The sequence below is a fragment of the Alphaproteobacteria bacterium genome, assembly GCA_004295055.1.
Classification (GTDB): domain Bacteria; phylum Pseudomonadota; class Alphaproteobacteria; order SHNJ01; family SHNJ01; genus SHNJ01.
The window spans coordinates 50,604-72,873 of the sequence record SHNJ01000012.1; the positions used below are offsets into that span (position 1 = coordinate 50,604).

The window sequence follows — 22,270 nt, forward strand, 5'->3', positions numbered from 1 at the left end:
TAAATTACAGACCTTGAATATATTTTTTATATTCGTCTTCGCTCATCAAATTGCCGATTTCATTTTGGTTGGCAATTTTGATTTTGAAAAACCATCCATCACCCAGCGGCGATTGATTGATCAAGCCCGGATTGCCCGGCAATTTATCGTTAAAACCGATAACCTCGCCGCTCATTGGCGAGTAAACATCGCTGGCGGCCTTGACCGATTCCACGACGGCGGCTTCTTTAAACTGCTGCACTTGCTTGCCTTTGGCCGGCAATTCGACGAAGACCACATCGCCCAGCTGGCTTTGCGCATATTCGGAGATACCGATCGTTGCGGTATCGCCTTCGATTTTTACCCATTCATGTTCTTTGGTGAATTTCACTGTGCTCATAAATATAACTCCTTAGAATTAACCCCGATAATAGCGATATGGAACAAACGGTAAAGCCGTAATTTGTCCCGGTATCAGCTGGTCGCGTATAGATAAGTTTAATTTTGCGCCTATTTCCGCATACTTAGCATCCACATAGCCCATGGCAATCGGCGCATTTAAAGTCGGACTGAACGTGCCGCTGGTGACAATGCCAATCTTTTCCCCGTTCTGGCCCGCGATATCGGTATGGCCGCGCGCGATATGACGGCCTTCCGGGCGAATGCCAACCCGCTTGCGCTGCGGACCTTTTTGAAGTTGTTCTTTGATAATTCCTTCGCCGAGGAAATTACCTTCCACCCGGCGGCGTTTGCCGATGGTCCATTTCAAATCGGCTTCGACCGGCGTAGTGGTTTCATCCAGATCCTGACCGTATAAACATAATCCAGCCTCTAACCGCAGCGTATCGCGCGCGCCAAGCCCAATCCAAGAGACATCCGAATTCTTTAGCAACAATTGCGCCACTGCCTCGGCATCTTTATTATCGATGGCAATTTCAAATCCATCCTCGCCAGTATAGCCCGATCTGGTGATAAAGGCCTTGATACATTTTATTTCCGCCTGAGTCGCATGCATGAATTTCAACTTATCAATACCCGGCACCAAAGCCGCAAGCGTCGCCGCGGCCTTTGGCCCCTGCAATGCCAACAAGGATTTTGTGGACAAATATTCCACGCGGCTTTTATCCAAATATGCTTGGATGTGCGCCAAGTCGACCGATTTGCGCGATGCATTCACCACCAAATATAAACCGCCTTTAACGCGGGTGATCATCAAATCATCGATCACCCCGCCTTCAGGATTGGTGAACAGCGAATATTTCATCTGGTTTTCTTGCATTTCCTGAACGTCGGCGACAACCAAACCTTCAAACTGCGCCACCAAATCCTCGCCATGAATCATGATATGGCCCATGTGCGAAACATCGAACAGGCCGGCGGAATTCCGCACCTGATTATGTTCTCCCATAATGCCTTTGGGGTACTGGATTGGCATTTCATAGCCGGCAAAATTCACTATCTTGGCGCCGGCCTGGCTGTGCGCCGTATAAAGCGCCGTTTTCCGCATAGTAGAAGATGGAGATGAAGTGGTCATTGATTTACCGCCTTATTTTGGTTTGCCGGTTTTTCCAAACCGACATAAATTGTGTAGTCCGTGCCGGATGCGGCAAAAGAAATTTCCCGCTGTTCTATCGTTGCGGAATATATCGGATTTTCAGATTTGAATTCGAATGACAAGCTGTCAGATTCCTTGCCGATTATATTTTCGTCTTGATCCAAGATAGCTATGAAATACCTGGCATCGTTTGGAATATTGATTCCCGGTTTATGGCGTTCGGCCAAAAATTTCATGCCCAACCGCATCGTCATTTGATCGCCTTGCGCTATGCATTCCGCGGCCAAACGATCAATACTAACTTGCCAAACAGGATTTTCCGGCTCACCACTGGTAATTTCGGCAGCATTTTTGAGAATCAAATAATTCGGGCAAGCAACCTTCTTTTCAGGATCGCTTAAACCCAGACTTTGACATCCGGCCAATCCCAAGATGGCCAGCAGCAAAAGAGCGGTTTTTGTATGGTTTTGCAACAAATTCGAACCTTGATAGAATGGGCCAATCCCTATATGGTAGCCCCTGGAAAGGGCACAGATTAACCAAATGACCACCCCCAAGCAAGCGTCACTTAATATTTATCTCGCAGCGCCGAGAGGGTTTTGCGCGGGTGTGGATAGAGCCATCAAGATTGTTGAAAAAACACTGCAAAAATACGGCGCTCCTGTCTTTGTAAGACATGAAATTGTCCATAACAGACACGTCGTAGAATCTTTAGAACAAAAAGGGGCGGTGTTTGTCAACGAAGTATCCGATGCCCCGCACGACCGGCCGATTATTTTTTCCGCCCACGGCGTTGCCAAATCTGTCCCGGCCGAAGCAAAAACACGGCAAATGATTTATGTCGATGCCACTTGTCCGCTTGTGACCAAGGTTCACAGCTCCGTCAATCATCTGCATGATGAAGGATATCATATCGTGCTGATCGGTCACGAAGGCCATCCGGAAGTCATCGGCACCATGGGTCAATTGCCAGAAGGCAGCATCGATTTAATTGAAAATATCGAGGATGCAAAAAATATCGATTTATCGCGCGCCGAAAAACTGGCCTATGTCACACAAACGACCTTATCAGTCGACGACACCACCGAAATTGTAAAAATCCTCGCCGCACGTTTCCCGCATATCCGTGTGCCGAAAAAAGACGATATTTGTTATGCCACCACCAACCGCCAGGAAGCGGTCAAGGCGATGGCCGAAAAATGCGATGCGATTATCGTCATCGGTGCGCCGAATTCATCCAATTCCGTCCGCTTAGTCGAGGTTGCGGAAAAAGCCGGTTGCCCAAAGGCGATGTTGTTGCAAAGCGCGCGCGATATGGACTGGAACTGGCTGCAGGGCGTCGTAAACCTGGGCATTACCGCGGGCGCTTCCGCCCCCGAAATTTTAGTCGAAGAATTGATTGATGCTTGCCGGGCAAGGTTTACCGTGACCACACAGAACATTACGACGGCCGAAGAGAATATTGAATTCAAACTGCCTAAAATATTGATGGACGATCATGATCAACTTAATCCGCGAACATGAGTTGCAGCATTTTCTGGTCGACTATCTGGTCGGCCCGGCGCTGAATTGTTTTTATATGGGCAATCAAGGCGGAACGGAAGTTTTCCGCCTGGAAACCACCACCGGATTTTATGAATTGCGTTTGTGCGATCAAGCGCCATCGAATGATAATGCCATCCCACGCCTTGACGGAACCCGGCATGCTGTTTTGCGCGGCAAAGCCGCAATAATTTTGCGCGAAGGCGCGAACGCCAACACGCCCTATTATTTTTACAAAGAATCCAATTCCTATGAAGGATAATATAGTCCGCATTTATACCGATGGCGCCTGCAAGGGCAATCCTGGTCCAGGCGGCTGGGCGGCATTATTGATTTATAACGGCACGGAAAAAGAATTAAGCGGTGCCGAAGCCAACACCACCAACAACCGCATGGAATTAATGGCGGCGATTCAGGGTATCGAAGCCCTGACCCGTTCAGTTACTGGCGAGCTTTATACCGATAGCCAATATGTGCGCCAAGGCATCACCGAATGGATTCATGGCTGGAAAAAAAATGGCTGGCGTAATGCGCAAAAAAAACCGGTCGTAAATGCCGATTTATGGCAGCGCCTGGATGAAGCGCAGCAAAAACATAAAATCGAATGGCATTGGGTTAAGGGCCATGCGGGACACCCCGAAAACGAACGGGTGGATCGGCTGGCGAACAACGCGATTACCGCTTTAAACATAGGCTAAATGATTAATAATACTGCGTTAATAGTAATTGACGATTGTAATCTTTAAAGATACAATTACCCTCTGAAATTTTAGGGTTTGAAGATGAAAATATTATACAAAGTTGAAACAACTGCCGCCGACAAATCTACACAAAAATTGGCCGCCAGTGGGCAACCGGCCTATGATCACGTGCTGGTAACTTATGAAAACCAGGCTGATCATACATCCATTGTCATCAGTTACAGAACTGATTTTCATATACCAGTCATCCCGCAAGATCACCCTCATAAATCATGGCAATGGATTCAAAAAGAAACCGCGCGCCGGAAAAAAGGTGCTGAAATTATTCAGCAATTTGAACAATATCGCGCAGATCCCGAAGGTTTTTTGGAAGCATTACGAGAACAAGGCGCGGTGGCTGATGACTGTTATATTTATGATCCGTCCAGCGAGAAATTTCGCGCTCCTGCACACAGTGTTACAAATACACAAACAGGCCATGAAATATATAGATGTTACGAAACCTGCGGCACTCCTACCATGGGACCGGATGGTCAAAAATCGGTCACTTACTCCGATCCTAAAACCGGTCGTGCTATCCAAGAATATAGATATGATCCTAGCACTGGGCTGGTGGCTAGTGAAGTTGATTGGCGCAATGTAGATGGGGATCGTGTGCCGGCAATCGAATATGTACGCGATAAAACAGGTAATGTTGTTTATAAACTTTGCACTATTTATCAACCCCGCCAAAATATATACTATAATTATTACCGATAAACATGGTCAACGCACCAAGGGCCCTTATGGTATTCCAGCCGTTATCAGTTATGATATGCGCTGTCGTACAAAAAAAGTTTATCCGGCAGTTGTTATGCTGGATAACGCTCCTGGTATGCCAGTCTTAAGCGATAAAATTTACAAAAGTCCTGTCTTATTAAAAGCATGGATCGCCCATTGCGTGAATGGCGCGCCAATCGATACCGGTGTATCTCACGATCGAGCAATGCAAGCCGCGCAGAAACTTAGAACACTAACCGCCACTCGCTAAAGCTTACCGCGCCTCTGTCATGGCGCGTTCCACCGCCGATTCACTCAGCAATTCCGGCAATGGCTTGCCGGTTGGGAACTTGGCACTGTACACCGCGTTAAACGGAATTCCATAACGGCCAAAACCAGCCAGATATTTTGCGATACTGTCATTCGGCTTGGTCCAATCGCCGCGCATCAATACGACGTTTGGCTGCGTTAACAGGCTTTGAATTTTCTGCGATTGCAATACCAAGCGTTCATTCACTTTGCATGTTAGACACCAGTCGGCGGTGACATCGACTACAACAATTTTATTTTGCGACACCAAGGTTCCAATTTGCCTTGGATCGAACGCCTGCCATGGCAAAGTTTGCTTTGATGCCGGCGGGTCCATCACATTGGTCGTTTGCACAACCACAATCGACACCAACCATAATCCGGTAACCAACAGAAATACCGCAAGCACCCTCCGCACAGCAAGCATCCACCGGCCAGGTTTCGGCAGAGCGTAAACCGCATGCGGATAAACAGCCACGATAAAATACGGCAAGGCCATGCCGAGCCCAATTGCGGTAAAAATGATAAATATTTCGCCAATACCTTGGGACAGGGCAAACCCCAAGGCCGTACCCAAAAACGGCGCTGAACATGGCGTTGCCAACAATGTCGCAAACGCGCCCATCAAAAATTCTTTGGATAAACTGTGTCCTTGGGGATCATTGCCCAATCTGCCGATGTTGGCGATAAATTGCGGCAGGCGAATTTCAAATATACCCCACATATTAGCCGCGAAAATAAACACAATAATCGCCAGGAAAATTAAAAATAACGGCTGTTGAAATTGAATGCCCCAGCCGATTTGCTGACCCGTTAATTTCAGCGCGGTCAAAATTCCGGCCAACGCGAGAAACGATACGATAATTCCCGCCGCCGTGGCCATAAATCCTTTACGCACCCAGTGCCGTTCAAAATCATGTTTGGCAATGATTTGCATTAATTTGATCGACAATACCGGCAATACGCATGGCATGACGTTCAGAATCAGTCCGCCCAAAATACCAAAGGCGACCATCAGCAATACTTTCTGCCAAGTAAAATTGCCGCCGCCGACAACCGGCATCATTGTGGCTTCATGAGCGACCTCGCCGTCCACCATTGTAAAAGTGAATGGAATTTGGGTCAGGTTTTTTAATAGAGCCGGATCATCCGCATTGACCGCAACCGTAATAATGGCTTTGCGTTTATCCGTATCAATCTTAAATTCCGGAGGACCAAAAGAAATATTTTTATCGCTTTCGATAAAAATATCCGGCTTTGCAAATCCGTCGGCCTTGATCGCATGAATTTCAAAAACTGGTTTTTGATCGCCGCTGACAAACACATTGTTGATTGCCATTAGACTTTTGATGCTGTCTTTATCCGGCAATTTCGAAACAAACATTTTAATCAAGCTTGTTTCCTCGGTAATCAAGCTCATCCCTTGCTGCAGATTCAATGCGAATACATATTTATATGGAACGCAAATCTGGTTGCAGGTCAAATAATCGACACTCGCGTGAATTTGCACAGGTTGGCCGGGTTGAATTAAATCCGCAGTAATCGGCAAAACGACTTCTTCGCCATAACCGATGGTTTGAATATCGCCGATACTGACGCGGATCGGCGCCGGCCACAGAAATTGCGCCGATTTAATATTTTGCGATCCTGTCCAATCGACTTTTGGCGGGTAACCAGCATCCCCCGCGCTGCGCCAGTAAATATGCCATCCGGGTTCCATCTTGAAATGCAAACCCAATTGAATTTGCGGATCTTCGCCCACTGTTGGGCTGGTGGCAATCAACCGCACCATGCCATGATCGTTCTGCGCCCATGGCGTTGCATTCCCCGCGCCAGCGTAAATAGTCCCCGCCCCACCCTGCAATGCCGTGCCAGGGGACGTTTGCGCATAGGTTAAATTTGCCGACAAAAGCACCAAAATTGCGCAAAAAACGCTAAGTATCGAAAGACGCATGATAAAACCCCTGTGCAATTGCGAGAAAACCCTTGGAAAACAATAAAAAGCAAACGAATCCTTAATAATACTCAGTCTACAATAGAGTATCGTGTATAATAGAATTACATACGATTATAGCAAGGCCCTACAGCGAAAGTGGAAGATTTGAAAGAATTCAAACCCTATAGAGACCCCCGTTATCTTGCTGGCCAAATTCTGATTTCGATGCCTAATATGCCTGATCCGCGCTTTGAAAAAGCGGTTATTATGCTGTGCGTACACAATGCCGATGGCGCAATGGGCGTTGTCATTAACCGTCAAAGCAATTCGATTTCCTATCCTGAATTATTGCAACAACTGACCTTACCAACTCATATCATCGATCCGAAAAAACCGGTATTTTACGGCGGCCCGATCGAGGCTGGACGGGGCTTTGTTCTGCACAGCGATGACGTAAATCAAGAAAGCACTTTAAAAGTATCGGATGGAATCGCGCTAACCGCAACGGTCGATATTCTGCGCACTATTGCGGAAGGCCGCGGACCAAACCAATCCCTGTTGGCGCTTGGCTATGCCGGGTGGGGCGCTGGGCAATTGGAATACGAGATTCAAAATAATTCCTGGCTGACCGTTCCGCCAGATGCCGCGTTATTGTTCGATGACAATGTCGACACCAAATGGCACCGCGCAATGAGCAAAATTGGCGTATCGTTGCACCACTTATCCGATACCGCCGGCCACGCTTAGGTTAGCTCGAACTTTTCCCAGACCTTCATGGACTTTTTAGGGCCGATACCGGCCAGGGCCGGTTTTGCCGATATCATTTTTCCGACAATACGGTGAATATCGGCTGGAGTAACGTTGTCAATTTTCTCGATCAATTCCGCCACGCTCAAGACGCGGCCAAAAGTCAATAAATGCTGCGCGGTGTTTTCAGCACGGGAAAAAGGTTGCTCCAAAGCCATCAACATGCCGGCCTTTAATTGTTGCTTAGCGCGGTCCAATTCCGCTTTTTTAATATTACGCGAACTGTCCACCAATTGTTCGCGCAGAACTTCGGCTAATTTAGCCACTTCGCCGGGCGCCGTACCGACATAAATACCAAGCAGGCCGGTATCATCCACATTAGATAAAAATGCCGACACCGTGTAGGCCAATCCGCGTTTTTCGCGCACTTCCTGGAACAACCGCGACGAAGACCCGCCGCCCAATAATGTCGCATATATCGAATAAGCATAATAATCCGGGTCTTTGCCACCGCATGCCGGCAGCGCCAACGACAGATGCGCCTGTTCGGAATCTTTATTTATCAGGATATTTTCGGGTTTATAAACAGATGGAGGGATTGGCGCATCGCTGACTGGCGACAGCTGCCCAAAATATTTTTTAACCCAATCCAGCAATTGCGCGTGATCCACCCGGCCGGCTACCGCAATCACGGTTTTCGGCGCGCAATAATGAATCCCGGCATATTTCTTTAAATCTGCACCCGAAATTTTTGCAATCACCTCGGGCTTTCCAAGGATCGACATGCCCAGCGGCTGATTGCCATAAGCGGCCATTTGCATGTAATCGAAAATAATATCGTCCGGCGTATCGCGCGATAAATTTATTTCCTGAATAATCACTTGTTTTTCGCGTTCCAATTCTGTGGCATCGAAAGTGGAATTTTGAATCAAATCGGCCAGCAAATCGATCGCCAATTCCGTATCCTGATGCATCACCCGCGCGTAATAAGCGGTTAAATCGCGCGACGTATAGGCATTGGTATGCCCGCCAACATTTTCGATTTCTTCAGAAATTTGCAGGGCGGTACGGCGCGAGGTGCCCTTGAACAACATATGCTCCAGCAAATGCGCAATGCCGTTTTGTTTGGGCAATTCATTGCGCGTACCGACATCAAACCAAACGCCAAGCGCCACGGTTTCGATATTCGGCATAAATTCGCTGGCGACGCGTAAACCGCTATCCAAAGTGGTTATTTGGATGCTCATGCGGCCTCCAAATAGCGGCGGCGCAAATGCAATTTAAAAATCTCGGCGTTTAGCGTTTCGCCAGTGGCAGATTTAATTAATTCTGTGGTCGACAATAAACTCGCCTTACCATGCACATTTTCGCGCAACCATTTTAACAGGCTGGTGAAATCGCCCCTGCCCAAATCGGCGCGAATATTCGGATAAGCCCGTTCGGCTGCGGCGAATAATTGCGCGGCGATCATGGCACCTAGCGTATAGGTTGGAAAATATCCAAATGCGCCCGATGGCCAATGCACATCCTGCATGCAGCCATTTCTATCATCCGCTGGCGTCACGCCCAATAATTCTTTCAGGCCCTGATTGAACGCGTCCGGCAGATCGGCGATATCGAGATCCCCTTCTATCATCGCCCTTTCCAGGCGATAGCGCAAAATAATATGCAATGGATAAGTAACTTCGTCCGCTTCGACGCGAATCAGGCTTGGTTCCACCTTGGTCTGCCAGGCGTAAATATTTTTGCCAGTCAACACATCGCGATGCTCTGGAAATGCTTGTTGCAATAACGGCGCGACATAATTCAGAAACTCCCGGCTACGGCTTGCCTGCATTTCAATCAATAAAGACTGGCTTTCATGCATTGCCATCCCGCGCGCCTTACCCACCGGCTGATACCGCCAGCCTTTGGGCAGACCGAACTCATATAAGGCGTGACCGGTTTCATGCATCAAACTCATCAGGCTTTGGATGAAATCATCCTCGCGGTACCGCGTGGTAATGCGGATATCGTCGACCACGCCGCCGCAAAATGGATGGGCGCTGACATCCAGCCGTCCCTGATCGAAATCAAAACCGGCTTGGTGCATTAATTGCAAACATAGAGTTTTTTGTTTGTCGACGGCAAATGGACCGGACGGCACGGGCGGTATTTTCGCGCGCGCCTGTCTATCCATCACTTCGCGCATAAATCCCGGCAGGAATTTCAATAAATCGCCGAAAATCCGGTCTAAATCCGGTGTGCGAAGGCCGGGTTCATATTCATCCATCAAGGCTTCGTATACAGAGCACCGCAAGGCGCTGGATTTAATCCTGGCCTGTTCGCGCAGCAAATCCAGAACCTTCTGCAAAGCTGGTTGCAGCGATTTAAAATCGTTTTTCGGCCGCGCTTCCCGCCAAATCAATTCCGATTGCAGCCGCGCATGAATCAATGCTTGTTGCAAATCCTTCGGCACGGCATTGATATGAATCCAAATACGGCGCATTTCACGAATATTGGCGCGCTGCCAATCGTCCAGTTTATTATCGCGCTCGGCTTCGTCCAGTTGATCAGGCAATTCCGGGTTTTGCAGAGTGTCTTGTATCAGGCCTTGGATTTCCGACATTTGCTGGGCCCGGCCAGTACCACTGTTTTTGGGCATCATGGTTTGCATATCCCAGCCGAGCATGGCGTTTATTTCTTCGAGTGTGGAGATTCTTGCAAAATTTTGTTCGAGAGTTTTATAAACGCTGCTCATGATTGTGCCCTTGCCTTTAAACCATAGGCGATTGTCGCCGCCAATTGCACCAACGCCAGGCCAAACCAAGTCCAGGCATATTGCCGATGATTGTTCGGAATAGACTGCCATAAAGGCGCCCGAGCGGTGCCATACCAATTAAGATCATTATATAGAATAAAGGGTAAAAATTGGTATCCGGCATAGGCTTCCATGGCCGGAAAATCATGCCAAAACCATTGATTTTCCAATGGATTATTGGGAGGGGTAAAGGTTTTTTGGGCTTGCGGCGCCATAAACCAGCCATTCACCGTCACTTCAATTGGAAAAACTTTTTTGGCCGCAGCATTGGCAATCATGCGATCCCGCATGGCAGGTTCGACCCAGCCAAAATTCACCAGGATCGCCTTGCCATTACCGGTCAGCGGCAAATACAAATCATACCCCAGACGTTCTGCCGGATTCGCGGATGGATATGGATTGATCGCGCCTGGACGAAATAGTGGCTTGGTCTGATCGAGCAATCCTTTTCGGGATGTGTAAGTGTATAATTGATAACCAGTATTTTCATCAACTGGTAGAGTCATAATACTAACCGCACGCAAATCAAAATCGCGCATTGGAGCCAGCATTGCCTCTTTTTCCTGCAAGCGCTGTAATTGCCAGCACCCTAAACCGACAAACAATATGAACGCGGCCAGCGAAAAAATATAAAATAAAATCTGCGATTGCTTACTCTTCATGCTGTCCGGCCAGAATATGATTTTTATATTCAAGTGCAATCATTGCGGATTTTATTCGCGGCAGAATCCAGTATCCCGCTCCCGCCAGCAATATGGGCCAAATCACAAAATGGTGCCAGGCCGGCGGGTTAAAAGAAAATTCGTACCACAGCACCAAAGGCGAGAAAATAAATCCCAAAATGAAAATGCCGAACGTCGCGGGACCATCCCCGCTATCCTGTTCGGCAAGATTCAAATTACATTCAAGGCATCGTGGCTTTACCTTTAAAAACGAAGAAAAAATATTTCCTGCCCCACAACGCGGACAGCAAAGGCGCAAGCCGCAAGAAAGCGGGGATGGCGTCGAGTAACCGGTCATTTGCCCTAAAACCCTAAACCCAAACCCCTAAACCCCGTTAAGCGCCCCACCAGTAAACGGCGGCGAACAAGAACAACCATACCACGTCGACGAAATGCCAGTACCAGGCGGCGGCTTCCAAACCGAAATGCTGTTCCGGCGTAAAATGGCCTTTGATAGAGCGGATCAGGCAAACCAGCAAAAATGTGGTCCCGATCATAACGTGGAATCCGTGGAATCCGGTTGCCATAAAAAATGTGCTTGGATAAACGCCATCTTTAAAAGTAAAAGCGGCGTGATGATATTCATAGGCTTGAACGCAGGTAAACAATGCACCCAGCAAAACGGTGCAAATTAAGCCCTGGATCAATCCTTTACGATTGCCTTCGAGCAGCGAATGATGCGCCCAGGTTACCGTGGTGCCGGACAGCAGCAGCACCAATGTATTGAATAAAGGCAAATGGAATGGATCGAATGGCGAAATGCCTTTTGGCGGCCAAACACCGCCGGTCGCTTCTTTCGGATAAAGGCTGGCATCGAAGAATGCCCAGAAAAATGCGGCAAAAAACATTACCTCGCTGGCGATAAACAAAATCATGCCATAGCGATGGTGCAAACGGACGATCGGCGTATGATGTCCTTCGGAATGGGCTTCGCGGACAACGTCGCGCCACCAGCGGAAAGCCAGAAAACACAACACCGCAAATCCGGCAATAACGCCCGTAAGTCCCAAATTAACATTCAATATTTTCATATCGGGGTGCATATACAGCACCGCGCAAATTGCCATGAATCCGGCGGCAAAGGCCGACAAGATTGGCCATATGCTGGGGTCGACCAAGTGAAAATCGTGTTTTTGCTGTGCCATAATAACCTTCCTTACTTACTGATAATTGGTGGAACCGCTGCTGGAAATCAAATTCTGATCCGGCGCCTTGAAAAATGTATAAGACAATGTGATCGACGTCACATCGTCCAATTGCTTGTCCTGGGCCATGGCCGGATCGATAAAAAACTGCACTGGAAAATCCGCTTCTTCGCCTGGTTTCAAAAAATGGCGCGTGAAACAAAAACACTGCAATTTATTGAAATAGGCGGCGGTTTTTTCCGGCGTTACATTATACGTCGAAGTGCCTACCACAGGCTCAAGACCGGTATTTTTGACATGAAAGCTGATGTTGGCCACTTCGCCCAGCTTCACGTCCATCGTGCGCATCGATGGCGCAAAAGACCAGGATAAATTCGGATCGACATCGGTATTAAAACGCACCGTAATTACACGGGTACCGATTTCTGTCGGGGCTTTGGCAGCCTTTCTTGCCGTTCCATCAAATCCGGTAACCTGGCAAAATAGCCGGTATAAAGGCGGCGACGCAAAAGTAAGGCCGGTCATCACCGCCAATATGGTAAGCAGATATAAAACCGTTTTTTGATTTTTATTTCTGTGCATTGTTATCCGCCAATTTTCGCTATGGTAATCAAGTACATCAGCGCCACAAAACAGCCTAGAACCAACAATAAAACCAAATTTTTTCTTTTGACGTTTGGATTCATCGCACTGCATCCGCCATCAAAATCGCAAACACTAAAAATAAATAAAGGATGGAATAACCAAATAATTGTTTGGCGCGCTTTTCCACGATATCTTTCTCGCTACGCCATAATTGAGCGGCCAGAATCACAAACAATACCGACAACGCGCCTGCGGTAGCGGCATAAAACAAACCGGCCGCGCCAAAATACCAAGGCAACAAAGATGCCGGTATCAATGTCAGACTGTAAGCCAAAATATGATTTAGCGTTGATTGCCGGCCCCGCACCACCGGCAGCATGGGAATGCCCGCACGCGCATAATCGCCGGATTTATACAAAGCCAGGGCCCAGAAATGCGGCGGCGTCCATAAAAAAACCAAAAGAAACATGGAAAGCGGCGCCGCATCAATCGTGCCCGTCGCGGCTGCCCAGCCAATCAGCGGCGGAAAGGCGCCAGCCGCGCCGCCAATCACGATATTTTGCGGCGTGCGGCGTTTCAACCAGATCGTATAAACAAATACATAAAATAAAATGGAGATCGCAAGAATTACGGCCGATAAAATATTGACGGCAAGACCTTGCAATAATACCGATGCCGCCGCCAGCGTAACGCCAAATGCCAAGGCGGATTCCGGCGCAATACGTCCAGACGGGATGGGGCGATTGCGGGTGCGCGACATTAACGCATCGACATCGCGTTCATACCACATATTAATGCACCCAGCCGCGCCCGCGCCAATGGCGATACAAAGAATCGTGGTGAAAGCCAAGACCGGATGCAAAGATACAGGCGCCGCCATCATTCCAGCCAGACCGATAAACACCACCAATGACATCACGCGCGGCTTTAGCAGCGCGAAATAGTCATTGGCATCGCTTTGATCGGCAAAATATGCGGAAGTTACTGTTGTCATCGAGGATCTTAGTGCCCTCCGCCTACGCCCACAAAGTTTGGCAACTCATCATAGGTATGGAATGGTGGTGGGGAAGATACGGTCCATTCCAACGTGGTTGCGCCTTCGCCCCAATAATTGGCGCCGACTTTTTTGCCGGCCAATAATGTATGGAACACGATGAAAATGAACAACACCGTCGCACCGGCCGAGAGATAAGACCCCATCGACGAGATATGATTCCAATACGCAAAAGCATCCGGGTAATCCGGAATACGGCGCGGCATGCCGGCAAGCCCGGCGAAGTGCATTGGGAAGAACGTTAAGTTCACACCGATAAAAGTGATCCAGAAATGCAGTTTGCCTAAAAATTCATTGTACTGGCGGCCGGACATTTTTCCGATCCAATAATAGAACGCGGCGAACATGATAAATACCGCGCCCAGCGACAATACATAATGGAAATGCGCTACCACATAATAAGTGTCATGCATGGCGGTATCGATACCCGCATTGGCCAAAACCACGCCGGTTACGCCGCCAACGGTGAACAAGAAAATAAATCCGATCGCCCACAACATCGGCGTTTTAAATTCGATCGAACCGCCCCACATGGTTGCAATCCAACTGAAAATCTTAATGCCGGTTGGAACCGCGATAATCAACGTCGCGATAGTAAAATAGGCGCGTGTATCCACCGCAATACCGGTAGTATACATATGGTGAGCCCAAACGATAAAACCCACAACGCCGATCGACACCATCGCATAGGCCATGCCCAAATAGCCGAAAATCGGCTTTTTTGAGAAAGTCGAGATAATGTGGCTGACAATGCCGAAGGCGGGCAAAATCATAATATAAACTTCGGGATGGCCGAAGAACCAGAATAAGTGCTGGAATAAAACCGGATCGCCGCCGCCAGCCGGATCAAAAAATGTGGCGCCGAAATTGCGGTCAACCAACAACATGGTAATCGCGCCGCCCAATACCGGCAACGATAACAGCAACAAGAAAGCCGTAATTAAAATCGCCCAGGCGAATAATGGCATTTTATGCAAGGTCATGCCCGGCGCGCGCATGTTCAAAATCGTGGTGATAAAATTAATCGCGCCTAAAATCGAGGATGCGCCAGCAAGATGCAGCGAGAAAATCGCCATATCCACCGATGCCCCCGGATGGCCTAATTTGCTTGATAACGGCGGATATACGGTCCAGCCGGTGCCTGCGCCGGCGCCAACAAACATCGATCCCGCCAACAATAAAAATGCCGGCACAATCAGCCAAAAACTGATATTATTCATGCGTGGAAATGCCATATCCGGCGCGCCGATCATCATAGGCACGAACCAATTGCCGAAACCGCCAATCAGGGCCGGCATAACCACAAAGAACACCATGATCAAACCGTGGGCCGTGATCCACACGTTCCACATATCTATGTTGTCAACCGATAGATATTGCAGACCCGGTTCCGCCAATTCCATACGCATCAGAACGGAAATCGCGCCGCCGATCAAACCGGCGATAATGGAGAATATGATGTAAAGCGTTCCAATATCCTTGTGATTGGTGGAACAGAACCAGCGTTTAAAAAATCCTGGTGCATGATCGTGATGATCGCCGTGATGTGCAGTATGAGCCATTATAAAATTCCTCCAAAAATATTCTGTAACTTAAACTAGATTTAGTGTGCGGCTGGCGCGGCGGATTGCTTGGTTTCAGCTTCTGGCGTGCCTTCGGCAACTGGGAATTTTGCCTTGGCTTCTTTGACCCAGGCTTCAAATTCCGCCTTTGGAACCGCTTTTAATGCAATCGGCATGAAACCGTGATTGGTGCCGCATAATTCCGAACATTGGCCATAATACATTCCTGGTTTTTCGATACGCAGCCAGGTTTCATTGATCTTTCCCGGCACCGCGTCTTTTTTCACGCCCAGGGACGGCATTGCCCACGCATGCAACACATCCGCGCCAGTGACTAAAATACGAATATTCGTTTCGGTTGGCAGAACCACCAGATTATCGGTGCCCAATAAACGCGGGTGGCCGGCGGCTTTCGCTTCTTCATCTTTTAAAATATAGGCATCGAACGTAAAGTTGCCGTTGTCCGGATATTCATATGTCCAAAACCACTGCTTGCCAATTGCTTTTAAAGTCATTTCCGCATTCACGGCTTTGTCCGAGAAATACAACAAACGCATCGACGGCACGATAATAATCAATAAAATCAAAACTGGGATTAAGGTCCAAACAACTTCCAACATGGTGTTATGGGTTGTCTTGCTTGGAACCGGATTGCGGCGCGCATTGTACCGCACCATAACCCATAACAATAACGCCAACACAAATGTGGCAACAATAGTAATCAGAACCAAAAGAAAATCATGAAAACTGGTAATTTTTTCCATCACCGGCGAAGCGGCGGCTTGGAAGCTCAATTGTTTTTCATGCGGCGCGCCGACAATGTCCGCGGCGAATGCCAGTGCTGTTACGAAAAAAGAGAAAATAAAGGAACTAAAACCAATGATTACGCGTTGCATAAGGATATCCATTTGATTTTTATGATTGATTAATCCTCGATCTATAATGGAAAACCGGAAAAAAGTCACTTTGTTCCATGGAACAAAATCATGTTTTATGTAAATATGTGCAATTCCTTGAATTTAACTCTATTTTTCTCTTAATTCCTGACTATATTAATAAACAATCGGTATTTAAACGAAGGAATACGGCCCATGTCCCATCTTTTACAGTCAGATAAGATCTTTTTTGGAAAAAATTCGCAATTGGATCTACATGCCGTGCAAAAACTGGTCAGCGACAGTCTGGTCAAATCTGACGATGGGGAGATGTTTTTGGAATATTGCCTGTCGGAAAGCCTGTCTTGGGACGATGGCAAACTAAAATCTTCGACCTATGATATTTCACAAGGATATGGAATGCGTGCGGTTGCTGGCGAAGCGGTTGGATATGCCCATTCGACCAATTTTACCTTCGACGCCATGAAACGTTCCGCCGATGCCATTAAATCGGTTTACAAAAATTATTCGGGACAATTGGGCGAACCGCCCGTAGGCACCAATCTGCATTTATATACCGAGGATAATCCGTTAACCGACATGGGATTTGCCGAAAAAATCAATATTCTGCAACGCATCGATGAATATGCCAGAATTCAAGATCCACGCGTTAAACAAGTAATGGCAAGTCTTTATGCCGAATGGCAGGTAGTACAAATTATCCGTCCTGATGGCCGCCGTATCGCGGATGTCCGTCCCTTGGTTCGCGTCAGCGTCAGCGTAATCGTCGAACAAAATGGCCGCATGGAAACGGGATCTTATGGCATGGGTGGACGCAAATCCTATACCGAGTTCCTAACCGATCAGAACTGGAAAAATGCGGTCCATGATGCGTTGCGCCAGGCGGTGCAAAAATTGGATTCCGTTTCCGCCCCCGCGGGCGAGATGACCGTGGTGCTGGGCGCTGGTTGGCCGGGCGTGTTATTGCACGAAGCTATCGGCCATGGATTCGAGGGCGATTTCAACCGCAAAAAAACGTCGGTATTTACAGGCATGATGGGCCAGCGCGTTGCCTCGCCTGGTGTGACCGTGGTGGATGATGGCACGATTCCAGACAAACGAGGATCGATTACCGTCGATGACGAAGGCACGCCATCGCAACGCAATGTGATCGTCGAAGACGGCAAATTGGTCGGGTTTTTGCAAGACCGCCAGAACGCCAGATTGATGGGTATGAAGCCAACCGGCAATGGGCGGCGGCAATCTTATGCGCACGCCCCTATGCCGCGCATGACCAATACATATATGTTGAACGGCAATCATACACGCGAAGAAATTATCAAATCGGTCAAACGCGGATTATACGCGACCAATTTTGGCGGCGGCCAAGTGGATATCACATCGGGCCAGTTTGTGTTTTCCGCATCCGAAGCGTTTTTAATCGAGGACGGGAAAATAACCGCGCCAGTTAAAGGCGCTACGTTGATTGGCAAAGGAGCCGACGCGCTGACCAAAATTAAAATGGTCGGCAATGACACCGCGCTGGACGAAGGCATTGGCACTTGCGGCAAAGACGGCCAATCGGTACCGGTAGGCGTAGGCCAGCCGACACTCCTCCTCGAAGGAATGACCGTAGGCGGAACACAAGTATAATGTCCGACAAGCCGCTGGTTATATTGGGAAGCTCCCGCAGCAATGGCGATACACGCCATGCGGTTGATCTCGCTATGGCGGGCCATGAATTCGAATTGGTCGATTTACTGAATTATAATTTTACGTTTTATGATTATGAATACAGAAACCGCAAAGACGATTTTCAAGCCATCGTCCCAAAAATGCTAGGCGCAGAAAAAATAATTTTTGCAACGCCGGTTTATTGGTATGCAATGAGCGCGCCTTTAAAAATATTCATCGATCGTTTTTCCGATTTGGTGCGCGTCGAAAAAAACCAGGGCCGGCAATTAGAAGGCAAGAAAACTTTTCTAATTAGCAGCGGCACAGACGATAATCTGCCGCAAGGATTCGAAATTCCATTTCAACGCACCAGCGAATATTTGGATATGGATTACCAAGGGGCCGTATATTTATACAGTGGCGGCGATAACAATCTTCGGCAAAAATCGGCGCAAAAAATCGGCGTGGAATTTACAAAACTGCTAAACAATTAAATTGCTTCATACGCCAAGATGCGACTGCGATGGTATTGCGTAAAATTATTTTCAATTTTTCGCGCGATATTACAACCATCGGTTGTATAATTAATCATCCGGAAATATTTTGAGCGTATACTGCAACTATGATCTCCAGATTTTTTTTTATTCTATTCCTCACCGGCGTTTGGTTTGCGCCAGCGCCAGCACCAGCCGCAACCGAGCAAGGAGCCGAACATTATCTGCCTGGCCCCTTGCCGGCGGAGGTGGTTCGCGTCATTGACGGCGATTCCGTAGAAGTGCGCGTGCGCGTGTGGCTGGATCAAGAGGTTACCACCACCGTAAGGTTGCAAGGCCTGGACACGGCAGAATTAAAATCGCGCTGTGTACAAGAACACGATTTGGCGATTGCCGCCAAAGCGCGGCTTGAAGAATTGCTGCGTGGGCAAAAAGTGGAATTGTATGACATTCAACGGGATAAATATGGCGGCCGGGTGATTGCCAAAATACGCACGCAGGGTGAAGCCGACATTGCTAAAACTCTTATCGCCGAAAATTTGGGCCGGGCCTATGAAGGTAAAAAACGCGGATCTTGGTGCGAACGCGCCGATGCCGAATAATTAATACAAATGGGCTAAAACCGGCAGCCAGCCAATTTCATGGCCATATTCAATCAATTCAACCAATGGAAAAGCCAGCAAAAACCATGTGGCATCGCGCAAAGTTAACATCATAAAACGCGGATTGGCGGAAACCAATGGCGGGGAGTTCCAGAGCTTAAAATTGGGAATCCAGGCTGGCGTACGATTGCGATAATTTTCATAAACAGCGCCAAATTTTTCATGCAGAAACGCTTCTTCCCGTGCCACAACATGCGGGTAATATAAAATAAACGCCAGCACCAGCAAAAGTAAAAAGCTCATCATCCCGGTAATAAAGCCAAGCCCCAGCACGCCAAAGAAACTAAAAACATACAAAGGATTTCGTACGATGGAATAAGGGCCTTCGGCTACCAAAGTTTCATTTTTACGGCCACCGACATACATGGTGCACGCGACACGTCCCGCAACCGCAATAATTAGACAAACATATCCTAACCATTCGGTGACTTCTTCCAGCCATTCTAGTCTTGGCGCGCAGAACAACAAAACACCCACGCACAAAACAGCAAAATAGCGCGTCCATTTAATCCGAGATTTTAAAAGCTTAGCCTGAGGCTGTATAATATTTTCCATGGCGCCATTATGCTCTTAAATATGTCAAAATCAAGTTAGGAACTAGCCCTTATTTAATCGATTATCGATCAAATCCTGAACCACCGCCGGATCGGCCAGCGTCGACGTATCGCCCAAATTGGACAATTCATTTTCCGCAATCTTGCGCAAAATGCGGCGCATGATCTTGCCCGATCTTGTTTTCGGCAGTCCTGGCGCAAATTGAACGAAATCCGGCGTGGCAATCGGCGATATCTTTTGCCGAACCCATTGGGTCAATTCTTTACGCAGACTTTCATTCGCTTCGATGCCTTTCTTCAAAGTGACATAGGCGTAAATCCCCTGTCCTTTGATATCGTGCGGCATGCCGACCACCGCTGCCTCGGCAACGGAATGATGTTCAACGAATGACGATTCGATTTCCGCGGTGCCCAAACGATGGCCAGATACGTTAATCACGTCGTCGACACGTCCGGTAATCCAATAATAACCATCTTCATCGCGGCGGCATCCATCGCCAGTAAAATACTTTCCGGGGTAAGTTTTAAAATAGGTTTCAACAAACCGGTTATGATCGCCATACACGGTACGCGCCTGGCCTGGCCAAGAATCGGCGATCACCAGATTGCCTTCGCCCGCGCCCATCAACATTTTGCCATTGGCATCGACAATTTCAGGGCGAACGCCGAATAACGGCGTCGTGGCCGAACCGGGTTTTAACGGCGTAGCGCCAGGCAGCGGCGATATCAAAATTCCGCCCGTTTCGGTTTGCCACCAGGTATCGACAACGGGGCAACGCGCATCTCCAACCACATTATAATACCACAGCCAAGCTTCTGGATTGATCGGCTCGCCCACCGATCCCAGCAAACGCAACGAATCGCGCTTGGTGGATTTTACAGGCCCCTCACCCTCCCGCATCAGTGCGCGAATCGCGGTTGGGGCGGTATAAAAAATACTGACCGCGTGCTTGTCTATCACTTGCCAGAAACGCGATGTGGTCGGGTGATTAGGAATCCCTTCGAACATCAAGGTTGTTGCACAATTGGCCAGCGGACCGTAAACGATATAACTATGGCCGGTGATCCAACCCACATCGGCCGTGCACCAATAAATATCTTCGCGGTTATAATCGAACACATAGTGATGCGTCATCGCGGCATACAATAAATAGCCGCCGGTCGTATGCAAAACACCCTTGGGCTTGCCGGTCGAACCCGAAGTGTACAAAATAAACAGCGGATCTTCGGCATTCATTTTTTCTGGCGGGCAATCGGCGCTTACTTTTACCGATGCTTCGTGCCACCAAATGTCGCGCGAAGAATCGAGATTCACTTTTCCGCCCGTACGTTTCACCACCAAGGTTTTCTGAACGCCGGGACAGGATTTCAAGGCGATATCGACATTCGATTTTAACGGCACGGTTTTTCCGCCGCGCAATCCTTCGTCGGCGGTAATTACAATGCTGGACCCGCAATCCTGAATGCGGCCGGCTAGCGATTCGGCCGAAAATCCGCCAAAAACTACCGAATGAATAGCCCCAATGCGGGCACAGGCCAGCATGGCATAAGCGGCTTCGGGAATCATGGGCAGGTAAATTGTAACCCGGTCGCCTTTTTTAACGCCCATTGATTTCAACACGTTCGCCATGCGGCAAACCTGTTCGTACAACTCGCCATAGGTTATTTTTTTAGATTCATTCGGATCGTCGCCTTCCCAAATAATCGCAACGCGGTTTTTATGTTCCGCCAAATGACGATCGATGCAGTTATGGGATACGTTTAAAATACCGTCTTCATACCAACGAATACGGGCATTATCGGCAAAATCCACATTCTTTATTTTTTTAGGAAACTGAAACCAGTCAAGACGCTTTGCCTGCACCGCCCAGAATTGATCTGGATGATCGATGGATGCCTTCATCATGGCAATATATTGTTCGGTATTGATATTGGCCAACGCAGCAAATTCTGGATTAATCGGTATCATTGTCATCGAAATCCCCGTTTTTAATATTTAAGATTTGTTTGGCGAGAGCAAAGGCAAATCCGGCGGCGGCAAATTTCTGCAATTGTTTCTTGGCATCTAATCCTGGCGCCGCGAATGGCCCTAATTTTTTACGCTTGGCAAATCGCATCGCCGCTTGATATTCCATGTCCGGATCTTCTTCTATAATTCTATCCAACGCCGATTCGGTATCGTCGTTGGCAATGCCTTTTTGTTTTAATTTGGCGCGAATACTGCGCAGGGATTTGCCGCCTTGGTTCATATTTTTAATCCGGTGCCAGGCAAAATTTTGATCGTCTAAATATCCGGATGCTGCAATTTTTGCGATGGTTTTATCGACCATCGCAATAAAATCCGCTTCTTTATGCACCCCGGATTTCTGCAAACGGCGCATTAAAACCTGGCGCAAGGAATGGGTCGAAGCGGCGTAACGCCCCAGATAGTACAAGGCGGCTTTTTCCAAATATTCCGACGTTATAGCGCGCGGTTTTGGCGGTCTTTTATCCTTATATTTTTTTTCAATTTTTCTGGCAGATTGCATTGGAATTGCCTATGATAACCGGCTTACAGATTAGGCCGAGCGCCATAAAATACCAAGTTATTTTTCAGGACTGTCCAGACATGAATT

25 protein-coding genes are annotated in these 22,270 nt (G+C 48.1%); 9 read left to right on the top strand and 16 right to left on the bottom strand.

All coding sequences use genetic code 11. The annotated features are described in order from the left end of the window. Nucleotides 1–4: 4 nt before the first annotated feature. Genes gcvH through EYC62_02920 form a run of 3 tightly spaced genes read right to left on the bottom strand, consistent with a single transcriptional unit; the run spans nt 5 to nt 2,010 of the window. A complete protein-coding gene (gcvH, locus tag EYC62_02910) occupies nt 5–379 on the bottom strand; it encodes a glycine cleavage system protein GcvH (GenBank protein TAH36067.1) in 375 nt (124 codons plus the stop codon). Between the two features lie 18 nt (nt 380–397). After that, nucleotides 398–1,513, bottom strand: a complete 1,116-nt coding sequence (gene gcvT, locus EYC62_02915; GenBank protein TAH36068.1) for a glycine cleavage system aminomethyltransferase GcvT — start codon at nt 1,511–1,513, stop codon at nt 398–400. After that, the gene (locus EYC62_02920) at nt 1,510–2,010 is read right to left on the bottom strand and encodes a hypothetical protein (GenBank protein ID TAH36069.1); all 501 of its coding nucleotides are present in this window, start codon (nt 2,008–2,010) and stop codon (nt 1,510–1,512) included. The genes gcvT and EYC62_02920 overlap by 4 nt, the downstream gene beginning before the upstream one ends. A 67-nt stretch (nt 2,011–2,077) precedes the next feature. On the opposite strand from EYC62_02920, the gene EYC62_02925 reads away from it, so the two are divergent. The 5 genes from EYC62_02925 (at nt 2,078) to EYC62_02945 (ending at nt 4,807) form a co-directional block, all read left to right on the top strand. Further along, a complete protein-coding gene (locus tag EYC62_02925) occupies nt 2,078–3,058 on the top strand; it encodes a 4-hydroxy-3-methylbut-2-enyl diphosphate reductase (GenBank protein TAH36070.1) in 981 nt (326 codons plus the stop codon). Beyond that, nucleotides 3,033–3,338, top strand: a complete 306-nt coding sequence (locus EYC62_02930; protein ID TAH36071.1) for a hypothetical protein — start codon at nt 3,033–3,035, stop codon at nt 3,336–3,338. The genes EYC62_02925 and EYC62_02930 overlap by 26 nt, the downstream gene beginning before the upstream one ends. Continuing rightward, nucleotides 3,328–3,774 carry a ribonuclease HI gene (locus tag EYC62_02935; GenBank protein TAH36072.1) on the top strand — a complete coding sequence of 149 codons (447 nt, stop codon included), beginning with the start codon at nt 3,328–3,330 and terminating at the stop codon, nt 3,772–3,774. The genes EYC62_02930 and EYC62_02935 overlap by 11 nt, the downstream gene beginning before the upstream one ends. Nucleotides 3,775–3,858: 84 nt before the next feature. Then, entirely contained in the window at nt 3,859–4,536 is a 678-nt protein-coding gene (locus EYC62_02940; GenBank protein TAH36073.1) for a hypothetical protein, read from the top strand. Between the two features lie 55 nt (nt 4,537–4,591). Then, complete coding sequence (locus EYC62_02945) at nt 4,592–4,807, top strand: hypothetical protein (GenBank protein TAH36074.1); 216 nt, start codon at nt 4,592–4,594, stop codon at nt 4,805–4,807. Nucleotides 4,808–4,810: 3 nt separating this feature from the next. Here EYC62_02945 and EYC62_02950 read toward each other — a convergent pair whose 3' ends face one another. Further along, entirely contained in the window at nt 4,811–6,799 is a 1,989-nt protein-coding gene (locus EYC62_02950) for a disulfide bond formation protein DsbD (protein ID TAH36075.1), read from the bottom strand. Between the two features lie 207 nt (nt 6,800–7,006). On the opposite strand from EYC62_02950, the gene EYC62_02955 reads away from it, so the two are divergent. Then, nucleotides 7,007–7,528, top strand: coding sequence for a YqgE/AlgH family protein (locus tag EYC62_02955; protein ID TAH36220.1), 522 nt, complete (start codon nt 7,007–7,009; stop codon nt 7,526–7,528). On the opposite strand, the gene EYC62_02960 is transcribed toward EYC62_02955, so the two are convergent. Genes EYC62_02960 through coxB form a run of 9 tightly spaced genes read right to left on the bottom strand, consistent with a single transcriptional unit; the run spans nt 7,525 to nt 16,292 of the window. Further along, nucleotides 7,525–8,775 (bottom strand): insulinase family protein, encoded by a 1,251-nt coding sequence (locus EYC62_02960; protein ID TAH36076.1) that lies wholly within the window; start codon nt 8,773–8,775, stop codon nt 7,525–7,527. The two genes, EYC62_02955 and EYC62_02960, sit on opposite strands and share 4 nt — an antisense overlap. Further along, nucleotides 8,772–10,268 (bottom strand): carboxypeptidase M32, encoded by a 1,497-nt coding sequence (locus EYC62_02965; GenBank protein ID TAH36077.1) that lies wholly within the window; start codon nt 10,266–10,268, stop codon nt 8,772–8,774. The genes EYC62_02960 and EYC62_02965 overlap by 4 nt, the downstream gene beginning before the upstream one ends. Further along, nucleotides 10,265–10,990 carry an SURF1 family protein gene (locus EYC62_02970; protein ID TAH36078.1) on the bottom strand — a complete coding sequence of 242 codons (726 nt, stop codon included), beginning with the start codon at nt 10,988–10,990 and terminating at the stop codon, nt 10,265–10,267. Before EYC62_02970 ends, EYC62_02965 begins: the two co-directional genes overlap by 4 nt. Further along, complete coding sequence (locus EYC62_02975; protein TAH36079.1) at nt 10,980–11,348, bottom strand: DUF983 domain-containing protein; 369 nt, start codon at nt 11,346–11,348, stop codon at nt 10,980–10,982. Before EYC62_02975 ends, EYC62_02970 begins: the two co-directional genes overlap by 11 nt. Before the next feature lie 37 nt (nt 11,349–11,385). Continuing rightward, nucleotides 11,386–12,195, bottom strand: a complete 810-nt coding sequence (locus tag EYC62_02980; GenBank protein ID TAH36080.1) for a cytochrome c oxidase subunit 3 — start codon at nt 12,193–12,195, stop codon at nt 11,386–11,388. Between the two features lie 15 nt (nt 12,196–12,210). Continuing rightward, nucleotides 12,211–12,891 carry a cytochrome c oxidase assembly protein gene (locus EYC62_02985; GenBank protein TAH36081.1) on the bottom strand — a complete coding sequence of 227 codons (681 nt, stop codon included), beginning with the start codon at nt 12,889–12,891 and terminating at the stop codon, nt 12,211–12,213. After that, nucleotides 12,878–13,774, bottom strand: a complete 897-nt coding sequence (locus EYC62_02990) for a protoheme IX farnesyltransferase (GenBank protein TAH36082.1) — start codon at nt 13,772–13,774, stop codon at nt 12,878–12,880. Before EYC62_02990 ends, EYC62_02985 begins: the two co-directional genes overlap by 14 nt. A gap of 8 nt (nt 13,775–13,782) precedes the next feature. Continuing rightward, entirely contained in the window at nt 13,783–15,399 is a 1,617-nt protein-coding gene (ctaD, locus tag EYC62_02995) for a cytochrome c oxidase subunit I (protein ID TAH36083.1), read from the bottom strand. A gap of 38 nt (nt 15,400–15,437) precedes the next feature. Next, on the bottom strand, nt 15,438–16,292 hold the full coding sequence (coxB, locus tag EYC62_03000; protein ID TAH36084.1) for a cytochrome c oxidase subunit II: 855 nt from the start codon (nt 16,290–16,292) through the stop codon (nt 15,438–15,440). Between the two features lie 195 nt (nt 16,293–16,487). On the opposite strand from coxB, the gene tldD reads away from it, so the two are divergent. From tldD to EYC62_03015, 3 genes are all read left to right on the top strand, one after another. After that, entirely contained in the window at nt 16,488–17,924 is a 1,437-nt protein-coding gene (tldD, locus tag EYC62_03005; protein ID TAH36085.1) for a metalloprotease TldD, read from the top strand. Then, nucleotides 17,924–18,439: an NADPH-dependent oxidoreductase gene (locus tag EYC62_03010; protein ID TAH36086.1), complete on the top strand. Its 516-nt coding sequence runs from the start codon at nt 17,924–17,926 to the stop codon at nt 18,437–18,439. Before tldD ends, EYC62_03010 begins: the two co-directional genes overlap by 1 nt. A gap of 128 nt (nt 18,440–18,567) precedes the next feature. After that, entirely contained in the window at nt 18,568–19,041 is a 474-nt protein-coding gene (locus EYC62_03015) for a nuclease (protein TAH36087.1), read from the top strand. On the opposite strand, the gene EYC62_03020 is transcribed toward EYC62_03015, so the two are convergent. From EYC62_03020 to EYC62_03030, 3 genes are read right to left on the bottom strand one after another with little or no spacing between them, the layout of a single operon-like run. Further along, nucleotides 19,042–19,656: an isoprenylcysteine carboxylmethyltransferase family protein gene (locus EYC62_03020; protein TAH36088.1), complete on the bottom strand. Its 615-nt coding sequence runs from the start codon at nt 19,654–19,656 to the stop codon at nt 19,042–19,044. Nucleotides 19,657–19,698: 42 nt separating this feature from the next. Continuing rightward, entirely contained in the window at nt 19,699–21,630 is a 1,932-nt protein-coding gene (acs, locus tag EYC62_03025; protein TAH36089.1) for an acetate--CoA ligase, read from the bottom strand. Continuing rightward, nucleotides 21,611–22,183, bottom strand: a complete 573-nt coding sequence (locus tag EYC62_03030) for a regulatory protein RecX (GenBank protein ID TAH36090.1) — start codon at nt 22,181–22,183, stop codon at nt 21,611–21,613. Before EYC62_03030 ends, acs begins: the two co-directional genes overlap by 20 nt. Nucleotides 22,184–22,270: the final 87 nt, after the last annotated feature.

Coding starts and splice junctions, on each gene's coding strand:
- EYC62_02980 (TAH36080.1), bottom strand. CDS start 12,195: ATGGCACAGCAAAAACACGATTTTCACTTGGTCGACCCCAGCATATGG.
- EYC62_02985 (TAH36081.1), bottom strand. CDS start 12,891: ATGCAGTGCGATGAATCCAAACGTCAAAAGAAAAAATTTGGTTTTATT.
- tldD (TAH36085.1), top strand. CDS start 16,488: ATGTCCCATCTTTTACAGTCAGATAAGATCTTTTTTGGAAAAAATTCG.
- acs (TAH36089.1), bottom strand. CDS start 21,630: ATGACAATGATACCGATTAATCCAGAATTTGCTGCGTTGGCCAATATC.
- EYC62_02935 (TAH36072.1), top strand. CDS start 3,328: ATGAAGGATAATATAGTCCGCATTTATACCGATGGCGCCTGCAAGGGC.
- EYC62_03015 (TAH36087.1), top strand. CDS start 18,568: ATGATCTCCAGATTTTTTTTTATTCTATTCCTCACCGGCGTTTGGTTT.
- EYC62_02955 (TAH36220.1), top strand. CDS start 7,007: ATGCCTAATATGCCTGATCCGCGCTTTGAAAAAGCGGTTATTATGCTG.
- EYC62_02945 (TAH36074.1), top strand. CDS start 4,592: ATGCGCTGTCGTACAAAAAAAGTTTATCCGGCAGTTGTTATGCTGGAT.
- gcvT (TAH36068.1), bottom strand. CDS start 1,513: ATGACCACTTCATCTCCATCTTCTACTATGCGGAAAACGGCGCTTTAT.
- EYC62_03010 (TAH36086.1), top strand. CDS start 17,924: ATGTCCGACAAGCCGCTGGTTATATTGGGAAGCTCCCGCAGCAATGGC.
- EYC62_03030 (TAH36090.1), bottom strand. CDS start 22,183: ATGCAATCTGCCAGAAAAATTGAAAAAAAATATAAGGATAAAAGACCG.
- EYC62_02950 (TAH36075.1), bottom strand. CDS start 6,799: ATGCGTCTTTCGATACTTAGCGTTTTTTGCGCAATTTTGGTGCTTTTG.
- EYC62_02970 (TAH36078.1), bottom strand. CDS start 10,990: ATGAAGAGTAAGCAATCGCAGATTTTATTTTATATTTTTTCGCTGGCC.
- EYC62_02965 (TAH36077.1), bottom strand. CDS start 10,268: ATGAGCAGCGTTTATAAAACTCTCGAACAAAATTTTGCAAGAATCTCC.
- EYC62_02960 (TAH36076.1), bottom strand. CDS start 8,775: ATGAGCATCCAAATAACCACTTTGGATAGCGGTTTACGCGTCGCCAGC.
- EYC62_02925 (TAH36070.1), top strand. CDS start 2,078: ATGACCACCCCCAAGCAAGCGTCACTTAATATTTATCTCGCAGCGCCG.
- EYC62_02930 (TAH36071.1), top strand. CDS start 3,033: ATGATCAACTTAATCCGCGAACATGAGTTGCAGCATTTTCTGGTCGAC.
- coxB (TAH36084.1), bottom strand. CDS start 16,292: ATGCAACGCGTAATCATTGGTTTTAGTTCCTTTATTTTCTCTTTTTTC.
- EYC62_02975 (TAH36079.1), bottom strand. CDS start 11,348: ATGACCGGTTACTCGACGCCATCCCCGCTTTCTTGCGGCTTGCGCCTT.
- EYC62_02940 (TAH36073.1), top strand. CDS start 3,859: ATGAAAATATTATACAAAGTTGAAACAACTGCCGCCGACAAATCTACA.
- EYC62_02990 (TAH36082.1), bottom strand. CDS start 13,774: ATGACAACAGTAACTTCCGCATATTTTGCCGATCAAAGCGATGCCAAT.
- EYC62_03020 (TAH36088.1), bottom strand. CDS start 19,656: ATGGAAAATATTATACAGCCTCAGGCTAAGCTTTTAAAATCTCGGATT.
- gcvH (TAH36067.1), bottom strand. CDS start 379: ATGAGCACAGTGAAATTCACCAAAGAACATGAATGGGTAAAAATCGAA.